The organism is Jatrophihabitans fulvus, from assembly GCF_054781375.1.
In genome coordinates, this window is sequence record NZ_BAAGUN010000005.1 from 350,071 (window position 1) to 364,862 (window position 14,792).

General features: G+C 70.7%; 19 protein-coding genes and 1 pseudogene. 11 read left to right on the forward strand and 9 right to left on the reverse strand.

All coding sequences use genetic code 11. From position 1 onward, the window contains the following. Positions 1-110 precede the first annotated feature (110 nt). The 3 genes from ACYVP9_RS17830 to ACYVP9_RS17840 are packed head-to-tail and all read left to right on the forward strand — an operon-like array spanning position 111 to position 2,151. The gene (locus ACYVP9_RS17830; RefSeq protein WP_460606263.1) at positions 111-755 is read left to right on the forward strand and encodes a hypothetical protein; all 645 of its coding nucleotides are present in this window, start codon (positions 111-113) and stop codon (positions 753-755) included. Positions 756-775: 20 nt separating this feature from the next. Further along, the gene (locus ACYVP9_RS17835; RefSeq protein ID WP_460606264.1) at positions 776-1,288 is read left to right on the forward strand and encodes a peptidylprolyl isomerase; all 513 of its coding nucleotides are present in this window, start codon (positions 776-778) and stop codon (positions 1,286-1,288) included. Then, positions 1,288-2,151 carry a rhomboid family intramembrane serine protease gene (locus ACYVP9_RS17840; protein WP_460606265.1) on the forward strand — a complete coding sequence of 288 codons (864 nt, stop codon included), beginning with the start codon at positions 1,288-1,290 and terminating at the stop codon, positions 2,149-2,151. The genes ACYVP9_RS17835 and ACYVP9_RS17840 overlap by 1 nt, the downstream gene beginning before the upstream one ends. Here ACYVP9_RS17840 and ACYVP9_RS17845 read toward each other — a convergent pair. Both ACYVP9_RS17845 and ACYVP9_RS17850 read right to left on the reverse strand, forming a co-directional pair. Further along, positions 2,144-2,587: a PH domain-containing protein gene (locus ACYVP9_RS17845; RefSeq protein WP_460606266.1), complete on the reverse strand. Its 444-nt coding sequence runs from the start codon at positions 2,585-2,587 to the stop codon at positions 2,144-2,146. The two genes, ACYVP9_RS17840 and ACYVP9_RS17845, sit on opposite strands and share 8 nt — an antisense overlap. Before the next feature lie 88 nt (positions 2,588-2,675). Further along, the gene (locus ACYVP9_RS17850; protein ID WP_460606267.1) at positions 2,676-2,957 is read right to left on the reverse strand and encodes a cell division protein CrgA; all 282 of its coding nucleotides are present in this window, start codon (positions 2,955-2,957) and stop codon (positions 2,676-2,678) included. 122 nt (positions 2,958-3,079) lie between these two features. On the opposite strand from ACYVP9_RS17850, the gene ACYVP9_RS17855 reads away from it, so the two are divergent. From ACYVP9_RS17855 to ACYVP9_RS17875, 5 genes are read left to right on the forward strand one after another with little or no spacing between them, the layout of a single operon-like run. Beyond that, the gene (locus ACYVP9_RS17855) at positions 3,080-3,856 is read left to right on the forward strand and encodes a DUF881 domain-containing protein (protein ID WP_460606290.1); all 777 of its coding nucleotides are present in this window, start codon (positions 3,080-3,082) and stop codon (positions 3,854-3,856) included. 11 nt (positions 3,857-3,867) lie between these two features. Then, complete coding sequence (locus tag ACYVP9_RS17860) at positions 3,868-4,731, forward strand: class E sortase (protein WP_460606268.1); 864 nt, start codon at positions 3,868-3,870, stop codon at positions 4,729-4,731. Further along, a complete protein-coding gene (locus ACYVP9_RS17865) occupies positions 4,731-4,892 on the forward strand; it encodes a hypothetical protein (RefSeq protein WP_460606269.1) in 162 nt (53 codons plus the stop codon). Before ACYVP9_RS17860 ends, ACYVP9_RS17865 begins: the two co-directional genes overlap by 1 nt. A 3-nt stretch (positions 4,893-4,895) precedes the next feature. Then, positions 4,896-5,555, forward strand: coding sequence for a type 1 glutamine amidotransferase family protein (locus ACYVP9_RS17870; RefSeq protein WP_460606270.1), 660 nt, complete (start codon positions 4,896-4,898; stop codon positions 5,553-5,555). Between the two features lie 56 nt (positions 5,556-5,611). Next, a complete protein-coding gene (locus ACYVP9_RS17875; protein WP_460606271.1) occupies positions 5,612-5,764 on the forward strand; it encodes a hypothetical protein in 153 nt (50 codons plus the stop codon). Position 5,765: 1 nt separating this feature from the next. Here the strand turns inward: ACYVP9_RS17875 and ACYVP9_RS17880 are convergent, their stop codons facing one another. The 7 genes and pseudogenes from ACYVP9_RS17880 to ACYVP9_RS17910 all read right to left on the reverse strand — a co-directional run bounded on the left by ACYVP9_RS17880 (position 5,766) and on the right by ACYVP9_RS17910 (position 11,674). Then, complete coding sequence (locus ACYVP9_RS17880; RefSeq protein WP_460606291.1) at positions 5,766-6,338, reverse strand: HhH-GPD-type base excision DNA repair protein; 573 nt, start codon at positions 6,336-6,338, stop codon at positions 5,766-5,768. 531 nt (positions 6,339-6,869) lie between these two features. Then, a pseudogene (locus ACYVP9_RS17885) lies at positions 6,870-6,992 on the reverse strand (helix-turn-helix domain-containing protein); the annotation flags it as partial. Between the two features lie 59 nt (positions 6,993-7,051). Then, positions 7,052-7,426 carry a hypothetical protein gene (locus ACYVP9_RS17890; RefSeq protein WP_460606272.1) on the reverse strand — a complete coding sequence of 125 codons (375 nt, stop codon included), beginning with the start codon at positions 7,424-7,426 and terminating at the stop codon, positions 7,052-7,054. A gap of 55 nt (positions 7,427-7,481) precedes the next feature. Then, positions 7,482-8,327 carry a carbohydrate ABC transporter permease gene (locus ACYVP9_RS17895; RefSeq protein ID WP_460606273.1) on the reverse strand — a complete coding sequence of 282 codons (846 nt, stop codon included), beginning with the start codon at positions 8,325-8,327 and terminating at the stop codon, positions 7,482-7,484. Beyond that, positions 8,324-9,313, reverse strand: a complete 990-nt coding sequence (locus ACYVP9_RS17900) for a carbohydrate ABC transporter permease (protein WP_460606274.1) — start codon at positions 9,311-9,313, stop codon at positions 8,324-8,326. Before ACYVP9_RS17900 ends, ACYVP9_RS17895 begins: the two co-directional genes overlap by 4 nt. Before the next feature lie 4 nt (positions 9,314-9,317). Beyond that, entirely contained in the window at positions 9,318-10,577 is a 1,260-nt protein-coding gene (locus ACYVP9_RS17905; protein ID WP_460606275.1) for an ABC transporter substrate-binding protein, read from the reverse strand. 56 nt (positions 10,578-10,633) lie between these two features. Then, positions 10,634-11,674: a carbohydrate kinase family protein gene (locus ACYVP9_RS17910; RefSeq protein WP_460606276.1), complete on the reverse strand. Its 1,041-nt coding sequence runs from the start codon at positions 11,672-11,674 to the stop codon at positions 10,634-10,636. A 106-nt stretch (positions 11,675-11,780) separates the two neighbouring features. Here ACYVP9_RS17910 and ACYVP9_RS17915 point away from each other — a divergent pair, with 106 nt between their 5' ends. Genes ACYVP9_RS17915 through ACYVP9_RS17925 form a run of 3 tightly spaced genes read left to right on the forward strand, consistent with a single transcriptional unit; the run spans position 11,781 to position 14,625 of the window. After that, positions 11,781-13,268: a cryptochrome/photolyase family protein gene (locus ACYVP9_RS17915; RefSeq protein WP_460606277.1), complete on the forward strand. Its 1,488-nt coding sequence runs from the start codon at positions 11,781-11,783 to the stop codon at positions 13,266-13,268. Further along, on the forward strand, positions 13,268-13,693 hold the full coding sequence (locus tag ACYVP9_RS17920; RefSeq protein ID WP_460606278.1) for a (deoxy)nucleoside triphosphate pyrophosphohydrolase: 426 nt from the start codon (positions 13,268-13,270) through the stop codon (positions 13,691-13,693). Before ACYVP9_RS17915 ends, ACYVP9_RS17920 begins: the two co-directional genes overlap by 1 nt. Positions 13,694-13,719: 26 nt before the next feature. Then, positions 13,720-14,625 (forward strand): alpha/beta hydrolase, encoded by a 906-nt coding sequence (locus ACYVP9_RS17925; RefSeq protein ID WP_460606279.1) that lies wholly within the window; start codon positions 13,720-13,722, stop codon positions 14,623-14,625. The last annotated feature ends 167 nt before the right edge of the window (positions 14,626-14,792 follow it).

A 14,792-nucleotide genomic window follows, 5' to 3' on the forward strand; every position in this document is an offset into this window, starting at 1 on the left:
CCTGTTCCGTGGCGCGGAATCGCGGTCTGTGGCGCAGAATTTCGCGCCACATAACCGCGTACCGCGCCACCCAACAGGAAGGGCGGGGTTTCGCTGCCTAGGCTGCGGGCGTGAAACGCGTGGTGATCGTGCTGCTGGTCGCGCTCGGTGCGCTCGCGGGCTGCACGTCCGATCCGGCGCCGACGCCCGGGCGCACGAGCACGGTGATCGACACGAGGACGCTCACCCGTCCGCCCACGTCGGGCGCACCGCTGGAGTTCGGGTACGTGCCGTCGTTGCCGCCGGGCACCAAGCCGCCGGCGGGCGAGCGTGACGGCACCTGCCCGTACATCAAGGCCGGGGTGGACATCGAGCCCACCGACGGTCCCAACCTGGCCGACCTCGAGGGCAACCGGGTGGGCCGGGTGACGGTGCTGACCCGGCACAAGCCGGTCGGGTGCCGGTTCTACTTCTACACCGACTTCCACCCGGTCGCGGACATCATCCCCACGACGTACCCCTCCGCCGCGGCGGCGCACGCGGCCCTCGTGGCGACCGGCGAGGCGGGCAGGAACGCCCGCGGCTACCGCAACTTCGTCAAGGGCGTCGACGGCATCAACTTCCGCACGAAGTTCTACTCGCAGGACGGGGGCAACGACTGGGCGTGGGCCTTCGCCAAGGGACGGGTCCTCGTGGTCGTCCGCACCGATCAGAACAAGGCCGGTACGGCCTTCAACTCCCGCTACGTGGCCGAGGCCATCGTCGGGAAGTTCTAGCGTTTGGCAGGATTGACCGCATGGCCCAGACCGCAACGCTGCACACGTCCCAGGGCGACATCCGCCTGAACCTCTTCAACGACCACGCGCCGAAGACGGTGAAGAACTTCGTCGACCTCGCGACCGGCGCCAAGGAGTGGACCCACCCCGGCACCCGGACGAAGACGAACGACCCGCTGTACGACGGGACGATCTTCCACCGCGTCATCGCCGGCTTCATGATCCAGGGCGGCGATCCGCTGGGTGAGGGCTACGGCGACCCGGGTTACAAGTTCGCCGACGAGTTCCACCCCGAGCTGCAGTTCGACCGGCCCTACCTGTTCGCGATGGCCAACTCGGGCCCGAACACCAACGGCTCGCAGTTCTTCATCACCGTCGGCGCCACGCCGCACCTGAACCGCCGCCACACGATCTTCGGCGAGGTCGCCGACGCCGACAGCCGCGCGGTCGTCGACGCCATCGCCACCACGAAGACCGGTCGCAACGACAAGCCCGTCGAGCCGATCACCATCAACTCGGTCACCGTCGACTGATGCATCCCGGCGGCAGCGGTGTCGCGCACTGCTACCGCCACCCCGACCGGGAGACCGGCGTCCGCTGCGTCCGCTGCGACCGTCCGATCTGCCCGGAGTGCATGCGCCCGGCGTCCGTCGGCTTCCACTGTCCGGACGACGCCCGGGAGGGTGCCCGCTCGATCCGGGCCCCACGCACCAGCGTGGGCGCCCGGATCACGGGCGGCACCCCGTACGTCACGTTCACGCTCATCGCGCTCAACGTCGCCGCCTACCTCGCCACCGGCACCGGGGCGGGCGCCTCGCTGAACGACCCGACCGGGTCGGCGCTGTTCCAATCGTGGCAACTGCAGCCGTACGCGATCTGGAACGCCGACGCCTACTACAGGTTGATCACCTCGGCGTTCCTGCACCTCAGCCTGATCCACATCGGCGCCAACATGCTGTCGCTCGCCTTCGTCGGACCGGCCCTGGAACGGCTGCTCGGGTGGTGGCGCTTCCTTGCGCTCTACCTGATCAGCGCGCTCGGCGGCAGCGCCGCCGTCTTCGCCTTCGGCGACCAATTCACCCCGACCGCCGGCGCGTCCGGCGCCATCTTCGGCTTGCTCGGCGCCTGCCTGGTGCTGGTGCGCCGGCTCGGACTCGATCTGCAGTGGCTCGTCGCCATGCTGGTGCTCAACTTCGTGATCACGTTCCGGGTCGACGGCATCTCGAAGGAGGGGCACATCGGCGGGTTCGTGACCGGCCTGCTGTGCGCGCTCGCGATCGGGGGCATCCCCCGCGTCTCGACCCGGCCGTCGAGCACCGTGCAGGCGTCGGGGCTGGGCGCCGTACTGGTGCTCGTCGTGCTCGTCGTCGCGGTGCGATCGGCGACCTTCAGCTGACCCGCGGGTCAGTGCGCGGCGGACGGAACGCGTTCACCAGGGCCAGGGCGTCCTCGGGTTCCGTGCCGAGCGCGCGGCGGCTGAGCACGATCAGGGTCTCGCCCGCGTCGACCTCGAGCGTCACGCTGCGCCGTCCGAGGCGGGGTCGTTCGTCGAGGCGGACGGCGTCGATCTGCGACCACGGCAACCACGCGCGGGCCAGGGGCGAGCGCACCCGCACGCCGGCGGCGTCGGCCTCGAGCCGGGGCGAGAACACCAGGTCGCTCAGGGCGAAGGCGAGCAGGACGACCACGGCGACGGCGAACAGCAGCCGGCTCGGATCGTCGGTGGCCAGCAGCGCGAGCAGGGCGGCGACGACCGCCCCGCCCGCCGCGAGACCGGTCAGTCGGCGGTCGGGGACGAAGCGCACGCTGGTGCGCCGGGAGATGTCATCCACAGGGTTGTCCCCAGATGTGCAGAACTACAGCCGTGTAATCACAGGCGTGGAAAACCATGTGGACGGCCGGTGGCGGCCGTCCGCACGGTCATCGCCAGCGCACCGCCATGACCAACCCGAGCAGCATCACGCCGAAGCCGATCGCGAAGTTCCAGGCGCCGAGGCCGCCCATGACCGGCACCTCGGGGTCGGTGCCGCTCGCGGTCAGGTAGAACACGACCAGGTAGGCGAGGCCCAGCAGCAGCACGACCGCCATGGCGATCGGGTACCAGGTGGGGCTGGGGGCCAGCTGCCGGGTGCGGGTGGAGCTGCTGGTGGCAGCCGGACGGCTGGGGCCGTCGCTCTTCTTCCGGACCTTCGACTTGGGCACGACAACCTCTCACGGACTCGACGGCACGGGCGTACGGACGGCGCGGTGATCGCGACACGCCCGATCGGCGCGGATTCTGCCGACTAGCGTAGACGCCGGTGCTTTGAGGAGGCAGCGTGCCGATGCGCGAACGGCTGACCCGGCTGCGGGCAGGTGGCCGCTGGCATGCCCTCGTCCCGGTCGTGTGCCTGGTGGCCGGCGTCGGTTTCGCCGCCAGCGCCCGGGACTCCGGCGGGGAGGACCTGCGCACCCCCGGCATCACCAGCCTGGCCGACACCGTCGGACGGGCCGAGGGCCGGGTCCGCCAGCTCGACACCCGGGTGAGCGAGTTGCAGGCCGAGGTGAGCCGGTTGACCCGCGACGCCGGTGCCGGCGACTCGGCCGTCGCCCGGCAGCAGCGCCGCGTCGCCCCGCTGCTGCTGCCCGGTGGCCTGCGGGCGGTCCGGGGTGCCGGCCTCGTGGTCGTGCTCGACGACGCCGACACCGCCGACGCGTCGAACGACCAGAACGACGGCAACGGTGGCAACGACGGCTCGGTCGACCTCAACCAGCTCGTCGTCCACCAGTCGGACCTGCAGGCGGTCGTCAACGCGCTGTGGGCCGGCGGCGCCGAGGCCATGACCATCGCGGGCCAGCGCATCATCCCGACCTCGGCCGTCCGCTGCGTCGGCAACACCCTCTTGCTGAACGGCGAGGTGTATTCGCCCCCGTACCGGGTTGCGGCCATAGGCCCGTCGCGGACAATGCTGGACAGGCTCGACGCGTCGCCCGGGGTGCAGCTGTTCCGGGGCGCGGCGAGCTCGTACGGCCTCGGCTACACCACCGAGACCGACGACGACCTGACGTTGCCGGCCTATCGCGGCTCGATCACGCTCGGCTACGCCCGGGCAGGGAAGTAGACGGAGACACGATGGCGGACGACACGCTGGTCGCCGACCCACCGCCGCAGCCCCGGCACGCGGCCGGCGGCGGCTCGACGCTCGGGGACAAGGTGCGCTTCGTGCTGCGGGGCATCGGGCAGACGCTCATCACCCTCGGCCTCGTCGTCCTGCTGTTCGTCGTCTACGAGGTCTGGATCACCAGCATCTTCGCCCGGTCGGACAACGACGCCATCGCGCGCAGGACCGAGACGCTGTGGGCGAAGGGTGAGGACCCCACGCTGCCCAGCAGCGGCAGCGGCACGATCCCGCTCGGCACCGGCGTCGCGAACATCTACATCCCGCGCCTCGGTCGCGACTACCACTGGACGATCGTCGAAGGCACCGGGGACGCGCAGCTCGAGGAGGGTCCGGGCCACTACACCGGCACCGCGCTGCCGGGGAAGGTCGGCAACTTCGGCGTCGCGGGTCACCGCGTCGGCAAGGGCGAGCCGTTCCTCAACCTCGACAAGCTGCGGGTCGGCGACACCGTGATCGTCGAGACGCAGAAGTCGTGGTTCGTCTACGCGGTGCTGGGCTCGAAACCGGGTTCCGACCCGCAGGGCAACATGTCGGCGGTGCGCACCGCGGGCGGCGACACCGTCGACGTGCCGGGACGCGAGATCGTCGACCCCGGCGCCGGCCGCGTGCTCGACGCCGTGCCCAACCATCCCGACCTGCGTCCGGTGCAGAAGCTGATGACCATGACCACCTGCCACCCCAAGTTCACGGCCGAGCAGCGCATGATCGTGCACGCGCGGCTCGTCGACCAGGTGACCGCGGTCGATGCGCAGGGCAAGCACGTCAAGGCGATGCCGGCCGCGGTCTCGCGCTTGTACTCGGAGGTGACCGGCTGATGTACGTGTGGATCTGGCGTCACCTGCCCGGCAACGTCGCGCTCAAGCTGCTGCAGACGCTCGTGCTCGTCGCCGCGGTGTGCGCGTTGCTGCTGTTCGTCGTGTTCCCGTGGGTCGAGCCGAAGCTGCCGATCAACGACGTCACGGTTCCGGGTAACTGAGGCATGGGCGCGCGCATTCTCGTCGTCGACAACTACGACAGCTTCGTCTACAACCTCGTGCAGTACCTCGCCCAGCTCGGCGCGGACGTCGAGGTCCGCCGCAACGACGCCGTCTCGGTAGGAGATCTGGACTCACTCGAACTCGACGGCGTGCTGCTCTCGCCCGGCCCGGGCACCCCGGACGACGCCGGTGCGTGCCTGTCGCTGGTGCCGGCGTGCGCCGAGCGCCGGCTGCCGCTGTTCGGGGTCTGCCTGGGCCACCAGGCCATCGGGCAGGTCTACGGCTCGCCGATCGTGCGGGCACCCGAACTGCTGCACGGCAAGATCAGCGACGTCGTCCACGACGACGCCGGCGTGCTCGCCGGTCTGCCGTCGCCGTTCACGGCCACCCGCTACCACTCGTTGGCGGTGCGCGAGGACGCGCTCGCGTCCGAGATCGTCGTGACCGGACGGACGGCGTCCGGCGTCGTCATGGCCCTGCGCCACCGCGAACTGCCGATCGAGGGTGTGCAGTTCCACCCCGAGTCGGTACTGACGCAGGGCGGTCACCGCATCGTCGCCAACTGGCTGCGGCAGTGCGGCGCCGACGTCGACGACGTGCTCGTGGACGAGCTCGAGGCGGGTGTCGAGGCGATGCGGGCCGGGGCGTTCGCGCACACCTGATCCACCTTCACCTGCGCGGTGCCGGCGGTTCACCCGCGGCCGCGACCGTGGACGGCGTGAGCAACCACCTGGGTCCCGTCCGCGGTTGGCGTCGTCTCGTCCCGGTCGCCGGCGCCGGCATCATGGGCGTGCTGTTGGGCATGACCGCGTTCCTGCGCTACGAGCAGGACGCCTTCGGCGCCGCCGGCGGTCCGCAGATCGCCGACTGAATCACCCGTCCGCCGCCGCTTTCGCCGCGGCCTTCTTCTGCTGCTTGAACTCGCGCACCTTCTGCAGCGACGCGGCGTCGACGACATCGGCGACGGAGCGGTAGCCGTCCTTGGCGTAGTCACCGGCCACCTTCTCCCACCCGTCCGGACGGACGCCGAGCTGTTTGGCGAGCAGGGCCACGAAGATCTGCGCCTTCTGCTTGCCGAAGCCGGGCAGGGCGTTGATGCGGGTGAACAGCTCCTTGCCGGTGTCGACACCGCTCCAGATGTTCGCGGCGTCGCCGTCGTAGTCGTCGACGACCATGCGGGCGAGGTCCTGCAGCCGGGCGGCCATCGAACCGGGGAAGCGGTGGATCGCCGGAGGGGTGCTGCACAGCGCCTTGAACTCGTCCGGGTCGGCGGCGGCGATCGCGGCCGGATCGAGGGTGCCGAACCGGCTCAGCACCTTCCACGGCCCGCGGAAGGCGTGCTCCATGCCGTACTGCTGGTCGAGCATCATGCCGACCAGCGGGGCGAACGAGTGACCGTCCAGGACCTTGTCCGCCTCGGGCTCATTGGCGATGTGGAAGCTCATGCACGTCCTCGCTTCGCTCCGGGCGCGCATGAGACTCCCGGCGCGCTGTGCCCATGGTTCGCTCGCTGGCGCTCGCTCACGCTCCGAGTCTGCCAAAGCCGTCGTGGTGCGGCAGCCTCCGAGCAGGACGTCGGCGACGAGGTCGGCGTAGGCGTCCGCGTCGAGACCGGCGTGGGCGTCGAGGTAGCCGAGCATGCTGTCGACCGCGCCCTGGTAGGTCACCGCGAGCAGGCGCGGGTCGAGGTCGGCGCGGATGTCACCGTTCGCCTGTCCACGCCGGAAGATCGCCTCCTGCGCGGCGAACGTGTCGTCGTAGTCGTCGAGCGACAGCACCGATGTCCCGTCCGGACCGCGCAGGTTCATGATGATCTCCCGCATCGCGCGACGTTCGTCGTCGTGCGTGTGCCGCAGCGACACCGCCGCATGCAGCGCGGCCCGCACCAGGACGGGCACGGGCGCGTCGAGGTCGATCGCCGACCCGACCGCACGGCGCAGGATGGCGACGGTGCGCAGCGCGGTCTCGCGCATCAGGTCACGCTGGTTGCCGAAGTAGTGCCAGAGCAGGCCCTTCGACAGGTCGGCCTCGCGGGCGATCACCTCGGCGCTCGCCGCGGCGAACCCGCGCGACGCCAGCACCCGGACGGTAGCGGCCATGATCTGTTCGCGGCGCTCGGCGGCACTCAACCGCTGCCGCGGTCGGGCGGGGTCGCGCCTCACCGGGCCGGCACGGGACGCCGCGTGCGCGCGGCGGTCAGCGCCACGGCTGCCATGAGGACGGCGATGCCCACCATCTCGATGCGCATCCACGCGGGGAACGTGCCGGGGATCGCGGCCTCCACGACGTTCACCACGACGAGCACCGTGGCGATGATCGCCACTGCGCGGAGCGCTCCGGCATTGCCGTGTGCGGCCGAGCGCAACCGCAGCGGCAACAGCACCGCGAACGCGGTGACGATCGCGGCGTGCACCCACGCGTCGTCGGTGGCGAGCGAGGGACGGACCGCGCTGAGTACGGCGAGGGCGACGAGGGTCGCGACGACGATCAGGACGTACCCGGTGACGAGCCGGGACAGCAGCTTGTCGGCCATGCACCTAACATGATCGGCCGAACGGCCAATAGCAACGCCGTTCGCGCGGCGGTTCTCAGCCGTTGACGCCCGTCCGCTCGACGCCCTGGACGATGTAGCGCTGCAGCGCGACGAACACGACGAGCAGCGGGACGATCGAGACGATCGCCGCGGCGAACAGTTCGTGCAGGTTCACCGACTGGGCGGTGATGAACGTCGACAGCGACAGCTGGACCGTCCACGAATCGGGGTCCTGGGCGATGATCAGCGGCCAGAGGAACTGGTTCCAGCTGGCGATGAACGCGAGCGTGCCGACGGCGGCGAAGATCGGTTTGCTGTTCGGTACGACGATGCGCCAGAACGTGCCGAAGTAGCCGAGCCCGTCGACGCGGGCGGCGTCCTCGATCTCGGACGGGAACCCGAGGAACGCCTGGCGGAACAGGAACGCCGACACCGCCTGGAACAGGCCGGGGACGATCAGCCCGCGGTAGGTGTCGAGCCAGCCGAGGCTCGACACCACGATGAAGCTCGGCACGAAGGTGACGGCGGCCGGGATGAGCAGCGTCGCGAGCAGCAGGCCGAACACGGCCTTGGCGGCGCGGTGCGGGATGCGGGCCAGCCCGTACCCGGCCATCGAGCAGATGACCACGGTGCCGAGCGTCTGCGCCACCGCGACGACCACCGAGTTGACGAGGCTGCGGAACATCGGCACCGACTCGTCGTCGAACAGTTCCGAGAAGTTGGACCACTGCAGGTGGCCGGGCACGACCTTCCAGTCGGGCGAGGTGATGTCGGCCTCGGGCGACAGCGCGTTGCGCACCAGCAGGTAGAACGGCGTCAGGAACAGCACGGTGCCGACGACGAGCAGCACGTAGCGCGCCACCGACCCGACCTGGTCGCGCTGCGAGCGGGCGATGCTCACGTGGTCACCGTCCGCTCGACCGTCCGCTTCGCCGCCCGGCGCTCGCGGCGCGCGTCCTTGGCGGACGTCTCGCCGAAACCGACGACCCGTCCCTGCAGCAGCGCGAAGACCGCGATCAGGGCGGCGAGGATGACCGCGCCGGCGCTGCCGTGCCCGAGGTCCTGCTGGCTGCCGAGCGCGATGTAGTACAGGTACACCAGCGGCGGCCGGGCGTACGGCGGGTAGCCGCCCGCGGACGCGAGCAGGTTGTAGAACTCGTCGAACGCCTGGAACGCGTTCACCAGCAGCAGGATCACCACCGCCACCGACGTGCCGCGCAGCTGCGGGAACGTGATGTGGCGGAACGTCTGCCACCCCGAGCGGGCGCCGTCGATGGCGGCGGCCTCGTACAGCGACGGCGAGATGCGCTGCAGGCCGGCGAGGAACAGGATCATGTAGAAGCCGAGTTGCAGCCACAGCCGCACCGAGACGATGACGACCCAGTAGTAGGGCGGGTGGGTGACGCCCAGCCAGGCGATCGGGTCGTGCCCGACGCTGCCGAGCAGCTGGTTGGCCAGCCCGAAGCGCACGCCGGAGAAGATCGACAGCTTCCAGATCAGGGCCGCGACGACGTACGAGCACGCGACCGGGATGAAGAACACCGAGCGGAAGAACGCCTTGCCCCACCGCGCCCGGTTGACCAGCAGCGCCAGCGCGAGCGAACCGACGAACGTCACCGGCACGATGAACAGCGCGAACACGATGAAGGTGACGAGGCTGTCGGTGAAGGCGCCGTCCTCGAACAGGTCGCGGTAGTTGCCGAAGCCGACGAACGTCGTCGGCGTGACCGTGTTGTACGCGTCGAAGAACGACAGGTACACCGACCAGCCGATCGGCAGCACCACGAAGACCAGCAGGCCGGCGAGGAACGGGCCGACGAAGACCCAGAACCAGAGGTTGCGGTTCTGCGTCCCGAGCAGCCGACGGCGCAGGGTGGGGGCTGACAACCTGCTACTTGCCGATGCGCTTGAGCTCGGCCTTCGCCGTGCCGATCACGCTCTTCAGCTCGGACGACGGGTTCGCGCCGTCCTTGATGATGCGGCTGACGGCGTCCTGGTAGGCGGTCATCGACTTCGGCGTCCACAGCAGCGGGGTCTGCGCCTTCGCGTACTTCGCCACGAAGTCGGCGGCGTCCTTGCCGATGCCCGACTGCAGGCCCTTGGCCCTGGGCGCGAGGCTGCGCCGGGCCGGGATGTGGAAGCCGTAGCTCTGCGCGAAGTCGAGCTGGTCGGCGGTGTTGTCGACCCAGAGCCACTTCACGTACTTCTTCGCGGCGTCGACCTGCTTGCTCTTCGCGTTCACGCCCGAGCCGTACGCACCGATCGGCACGCTGGGCGCACCGACGGACGACGACAGGGCCGGGTAGGGCGCGACGCCCAGGTCGTCACCGAGGGCCTTCTGCAGCACGGGAACGTTCCACAGCCCCGACCACTGCATGGCGCACAACCCCTGCTGGATGGCCGACGGGTCGGACCAGTCCGACGGTGCGCCGAGCAGCAGGGACTCGTTGGCGAACATCGTGTGGAGCGCGGCGAGGGAAGTGGCGGCCGCCGGGTCGTCGAAACCGATCTCGTTGTCGGCGTCGAGGTAGTCGAGGCCGGCGGCCCACAGCGCCGGGCCGCCGAGGACGGTCACTCCGCCGTCGTTGCCGGCGAACAGACCCTTGACCTGCTTGGTGGTCAACGCCTTCGCCGCCTCGACGAGCTCGGGCACGGTGGCCGGCGGCTGCACGCCCGCCTTCTCGAGCAGGCTCTTGCGGTAGAAGAGCAGCTGCATGTCGATGGTCTCGGGCACGGCGTAGAGCTCGCCCTCGTAGGACATGCGGGCGATGATCTGCTTGGTGAAGTCGGACTCGGTGTCGCCGAGGATGCCGGTGAGCGGCACGACCTGCTTGGCGCGGATCTGGTCGATCGTCGGGCCGTTGGCGAGCTCGAGCACGTCGGGGCCGCCGTCCTTCAGCAGCGCCGCGGCCGCCTTGCGGTCGTAGTCACCGGTGGTCCAGACGACGTCGACGTCGGCGTCGTCGTACTTCGAGGCGTAACGCTTCACCGCCTGTTGCGTGCCCGCTTCGCCGTACTGGTGGTACCACTGCACGAGCGTGCCGGAGCCGCCCCCGCGGCCGGTGTTGGAACCGCAGGCGGCGAGCAGTGCGGCGGCGACCGCACCGCCGCCGAGCGCGAGGAACTCGCGGCGGGATCGAGCTCGTGGCATGGCTGCCTCCATGATCGGGCGGACGGTTCGGACAGTAACCGTCCGGGACGACGGCATCACGCGTCGGACGACCGGGCGATGGTGGCCGACGCCCGACGCACCGCCGCGTGCTCGGCGGGCATGACCTCGTCGACGAACGCGTAGCGCTCGGCGCTCGCCGCGGCGGTGGTCGAGCCCGCGGCCGCGCGGCGTCGGACGGATTGCAGCCAGTCGGCGATGTCACCCCACCCCGGGGCGGCGAGGGAACCGCCCACGTACTGCACCGACAGGGCCGCGCAGAGGTTGGCGAACGCGAGCCGCCGCGCCAGCGGCCAGCCGTGCTTCGTCCCCAGCACGAAGGCCGCCCCGAAGACGTCGCCGGCGCCGGTCGGGTCGTGTGCGTTCACCGGGAAGGTGGGCACCCACTCCTCCTCCCCGGTGCCGGAGTCGATGGCGATCGCGCCCTCGCCACCGCAGGTCACCACCGCCACCTCGACCCGGTCGGCCAGCGCGTGCGCGGCGTCGTGCGGGTCGTCGGTGCGGGTGTAGGCCATGGCCTCGACGCTGTTGGGCAGGAACGCGTAGTAGTCGTCGAGCTGCTCGAGGATCTTCGGCGACCACTCCTCGACGGGGTCCCAGCCGACGTCCGCGAACAGCTTCATCCCGTCCGCTGCGGCGTGGGTGACCCAGGCCTGCGGGTCGGGTTCGAGGTGCACGAAGCCGAACCGGGCGGACGGCCGCCGTCCGATCATGGTCGTCGGCGGCAGCGGCGACGGGTGCGCGTGCGTCAGCATGGCGCGGTCGCGGTCGAGCACCATCGACACCGTCACCGGCGAGTGCCAGCCGGGGAAGCGCTGCGAGTGCCCGAGGTCGACGCCCTCCTGCTCGGCGAGGGTGCGCCAGCAGAAGTCGGCGTACACGTCGTCGCCGAAGGCGGCGGCGAGCGTGGTGCGCAGACCGAGCCGGCTCGCGGCGATGGCGAGGTTCGCGATGCCGCCGGGACAGGACCCCATGCCGGTGGCCAGCGTCTCGGCGCCCCGGGCGGGCGGCGCCTCGAGCCCGGTGAAGACGATGTCGAAGAACACCGTCCCCTGCAGCACCAGGTCGAAGTCGGTCACCGATCTTTCCTACCGGACGGGTGGGCGCAGCGGTACGGGCGACCGCGACGCAGATCGGTTCGCGGCGCAACCGGTACCGGGCCGTGCCGCTGGGTACGTCACGGAGGTGACCGAGCGACGCTGGCTGTTCGGCGACCAGGTGGGTCCGCACTTCCTCGACGAGCCCGACCAGCAGGTGCTGCTGATCGAGGCGCGCTCGGTGTTCCGCCGCCGCCGGTTCCACCGCCAGAAGGCCCATCTCGTGCTGTCGGCGATGCGCCACCGCGCGGCCGAGCTCGGCGACCGGTGCCGCTACGTGCGCGCCGACACCTACGGCGAGGTGGTCGGCCGCACCCGTGACCGGCTCACCGTCTGCCACCCGACGACGCACGCCGCGCTCGACCTCGTCCGCAGGCTGGAGGCGGACGGGAAGGTCGAGGTGCTGCCGCCGCGCGGTTACGCGACCACGCTGGAGGAGTTCGCAGCGTGGGCGGACGGCCGCGGCAAGCGCCGCCTGCTCATGGAGGACTTCTACCGGGACGCGCGGCGCCGGCTCGACGTGCTCATGGACGCCACCGAGCCTGCGGGTGGCACGTGGAACTACGACCACGAGAACCGGGAGCCACCACCGAAGCAGCCGACCCTCGGCGTCGACGAGCCCTGGTGGCCGCAGGAGGACGACGTCGACGACGAGGTGCGGCGGCAGCTCGACCGCTGGGAACGCGACGGCGACGTCGCGTTCGTCGGCGAGGACGGTCCCCGCCGATTCCCCGTCACCCGCGACGAGGCGATGGCGTCGCTGCGCGACTTCGTGGCACACCGGTTGCCGCACTTCGGGGCGCACGAGGACGCGATGCTGCAGCAGGACGACTGGATGGCGCACTCGCTGCTGTCGGCGCCGATGAATCTCGGTCTGCTCGACCCGCTCGAGGTGGCTGCGGCGGCCGAGAAGGCCTACCGCGACGGCGATGCACCCATTGCGTCCGTCGAGGGGTTCGTCCGCCAGGTGATCGGCTGGCGCGACTACGTGTGGCACCTCTACTGGCAGCAGCCGCGTTCCTACCGGCGCCGCAACGAACTGAAGGCCACGGGCACTGTGCCCAAGTGGTTCACCGAACTCGACCACGAGTCGGTCGACGCGGCCTGCCTGTCCGACGTTCTGCGCGGGGTCGCGCAGAACTCGTGGGTGCACCACATCCCCCGGCTGATGGTTCTCGGCAACTACGCGATGCAGCGAGGGTGGCGTCCCGCGCAGGTCACCGACTGGTTCCATCGCTCCTTCGTCGACGGCTACGACTGGGTCATGGTGCCGAACGTCGTCGGCATGTCGCAGTACGCGGACGGCGGGGTGATGGCCACCAAGCCCTACGCCGGCGGCGGCGCCTACATCGACCGCATGAGCGACTACTGCGGTGGGTGCCGCTACGACCCGAAGGTGCGGGTCGGCGAGAACGCGTGTCCGTTCACCGCCGGCTACTGGGCATTCCTCGAGCGCAACCGGCAGCGGCTGCAGGGCAATCAGCGCATCGCCCGTGCGCTCAACGGACTGGACCGCTTGAAGGACCTGGACGAGCTCGTCGTCCAGGAACGCGAACGAGGATCGAGGGCGCCCTGATGACGGACGCGAACGACGCGGCGATCGCGGTGGTGGGCGCCGCCATCGTCGACGGGGACGGGCAGGTGCTGGCCGCACGCCGCGCGGCGCCGCACCGGCACGCCGGCCGGTGGGAGTTCCCGGGCGGCAAGGTCGAGCCCGGCGAGGACGCGCAGGCCGCCCTGATCCGGGAGTGTCACGAGGAACTCGGCGTGGCGGTGCGCGTCGGGGTGCTGCTCGGCGAGGCCGTCGGCGACGGCATCCGGCTCGCGCTCTTCGCCGCCACCGTCGACCAGGGACTGCCCACACCCGTCGAGGACCACGATCAGCTGCGGTGGCTGGCCGAGGACGAACTCGGCGACGTCGAGTGGTTGCCCGTCGACCGGGATCTGCTGCCCGCGGTGACCGCGCACTTGCGTGATCGGGCGGGCGGAGGCAGGTTGTAACGAATTCGTCACGGGGGTGGGAGTTCGTGGAGACCGTCCGGTTCGACAGCCGCGGGAGCGCATGCGAGGGCTGGTACCTGCGCGCGATCAACGACGACCTGACCACGACCCGCGGCCGGCCGTGCGTCGTGATGGCGCACGGATTCGGCGCCACGCGCGACGCGGGCCTGCTGCCCTTCGCGCAACGGTTCGCCGCCGCCGGCTGCGACGTCCTCGTCTTCGACTACCGCGGCTTCGGTACGTCCGATGCGATCCCGGGCGTGCCGCGCCAGGACGTCGACCACCGCCGGCATCGCGAGGACTACCACGCCGCCATCGCCTTCGCCCGCACCCGCAAGGGGGTCGATCCGGCCCGCATAGCCGTCTGGGGCTCGTCCTACTCCGGGGGGCACGTCGTCGCGGTCGCGGCCGCCGACCCGAGACTCGCCGCCGTGGTCAGCCAGGGGGCGGCCATGGACGGTCTGGCTGCGCTGCTCGGCACCCGTACCGAGTCGGGCACCGGCAAGACCGTCGCGCTCACCCGGGCCGGGCTCGCCGACGCGGCCGGCCGGCTGCGCCGCCGCGACCCGCTCATGGTGCCGATCGTGGGTCCGCCCGGTTCGGCCGCGGTGATCAGCGCGCCGGGTGCGGAGGAGGGTTACCGGGCGATCATGGGACCGACCTTCCGCAACGAGATGTGCGCCCGCGGCATCCTGCGCATCGCCCGCAACCGTCCGGTCAGGCATGCCGCTGACGTAGGCTGCCCGCTGTTCCTCGTCGTCGCCGAGCACGACAACATCGCGCCCGCGTCGTCGGTGCATAAGGTCGCGGAGAAGGCGCCACATGCCGAGGTGCTGTCGTTCCCGTGCGGCCACTTCGACATCTACGTCGGTGAGATCTTCGAGAAATCGGTCGTCGAGCAGACGGAGTTCCTGCGCCGTGTGCTGGCCTGACGTCGTCCTCTGCACCGCACTCGTCGAGGCGTCGCCGTCGGGGTGAGCGCTTCTCGGCGGTCCCGACACGACCTCTGTCGAAAACAATTGAGTGGGCTTCACGAGTGGGCTTCACGAGTGGGCTTCACGAGTGGGCTTCACGAGTGGGCTTCACGAGTGGGCTTCAC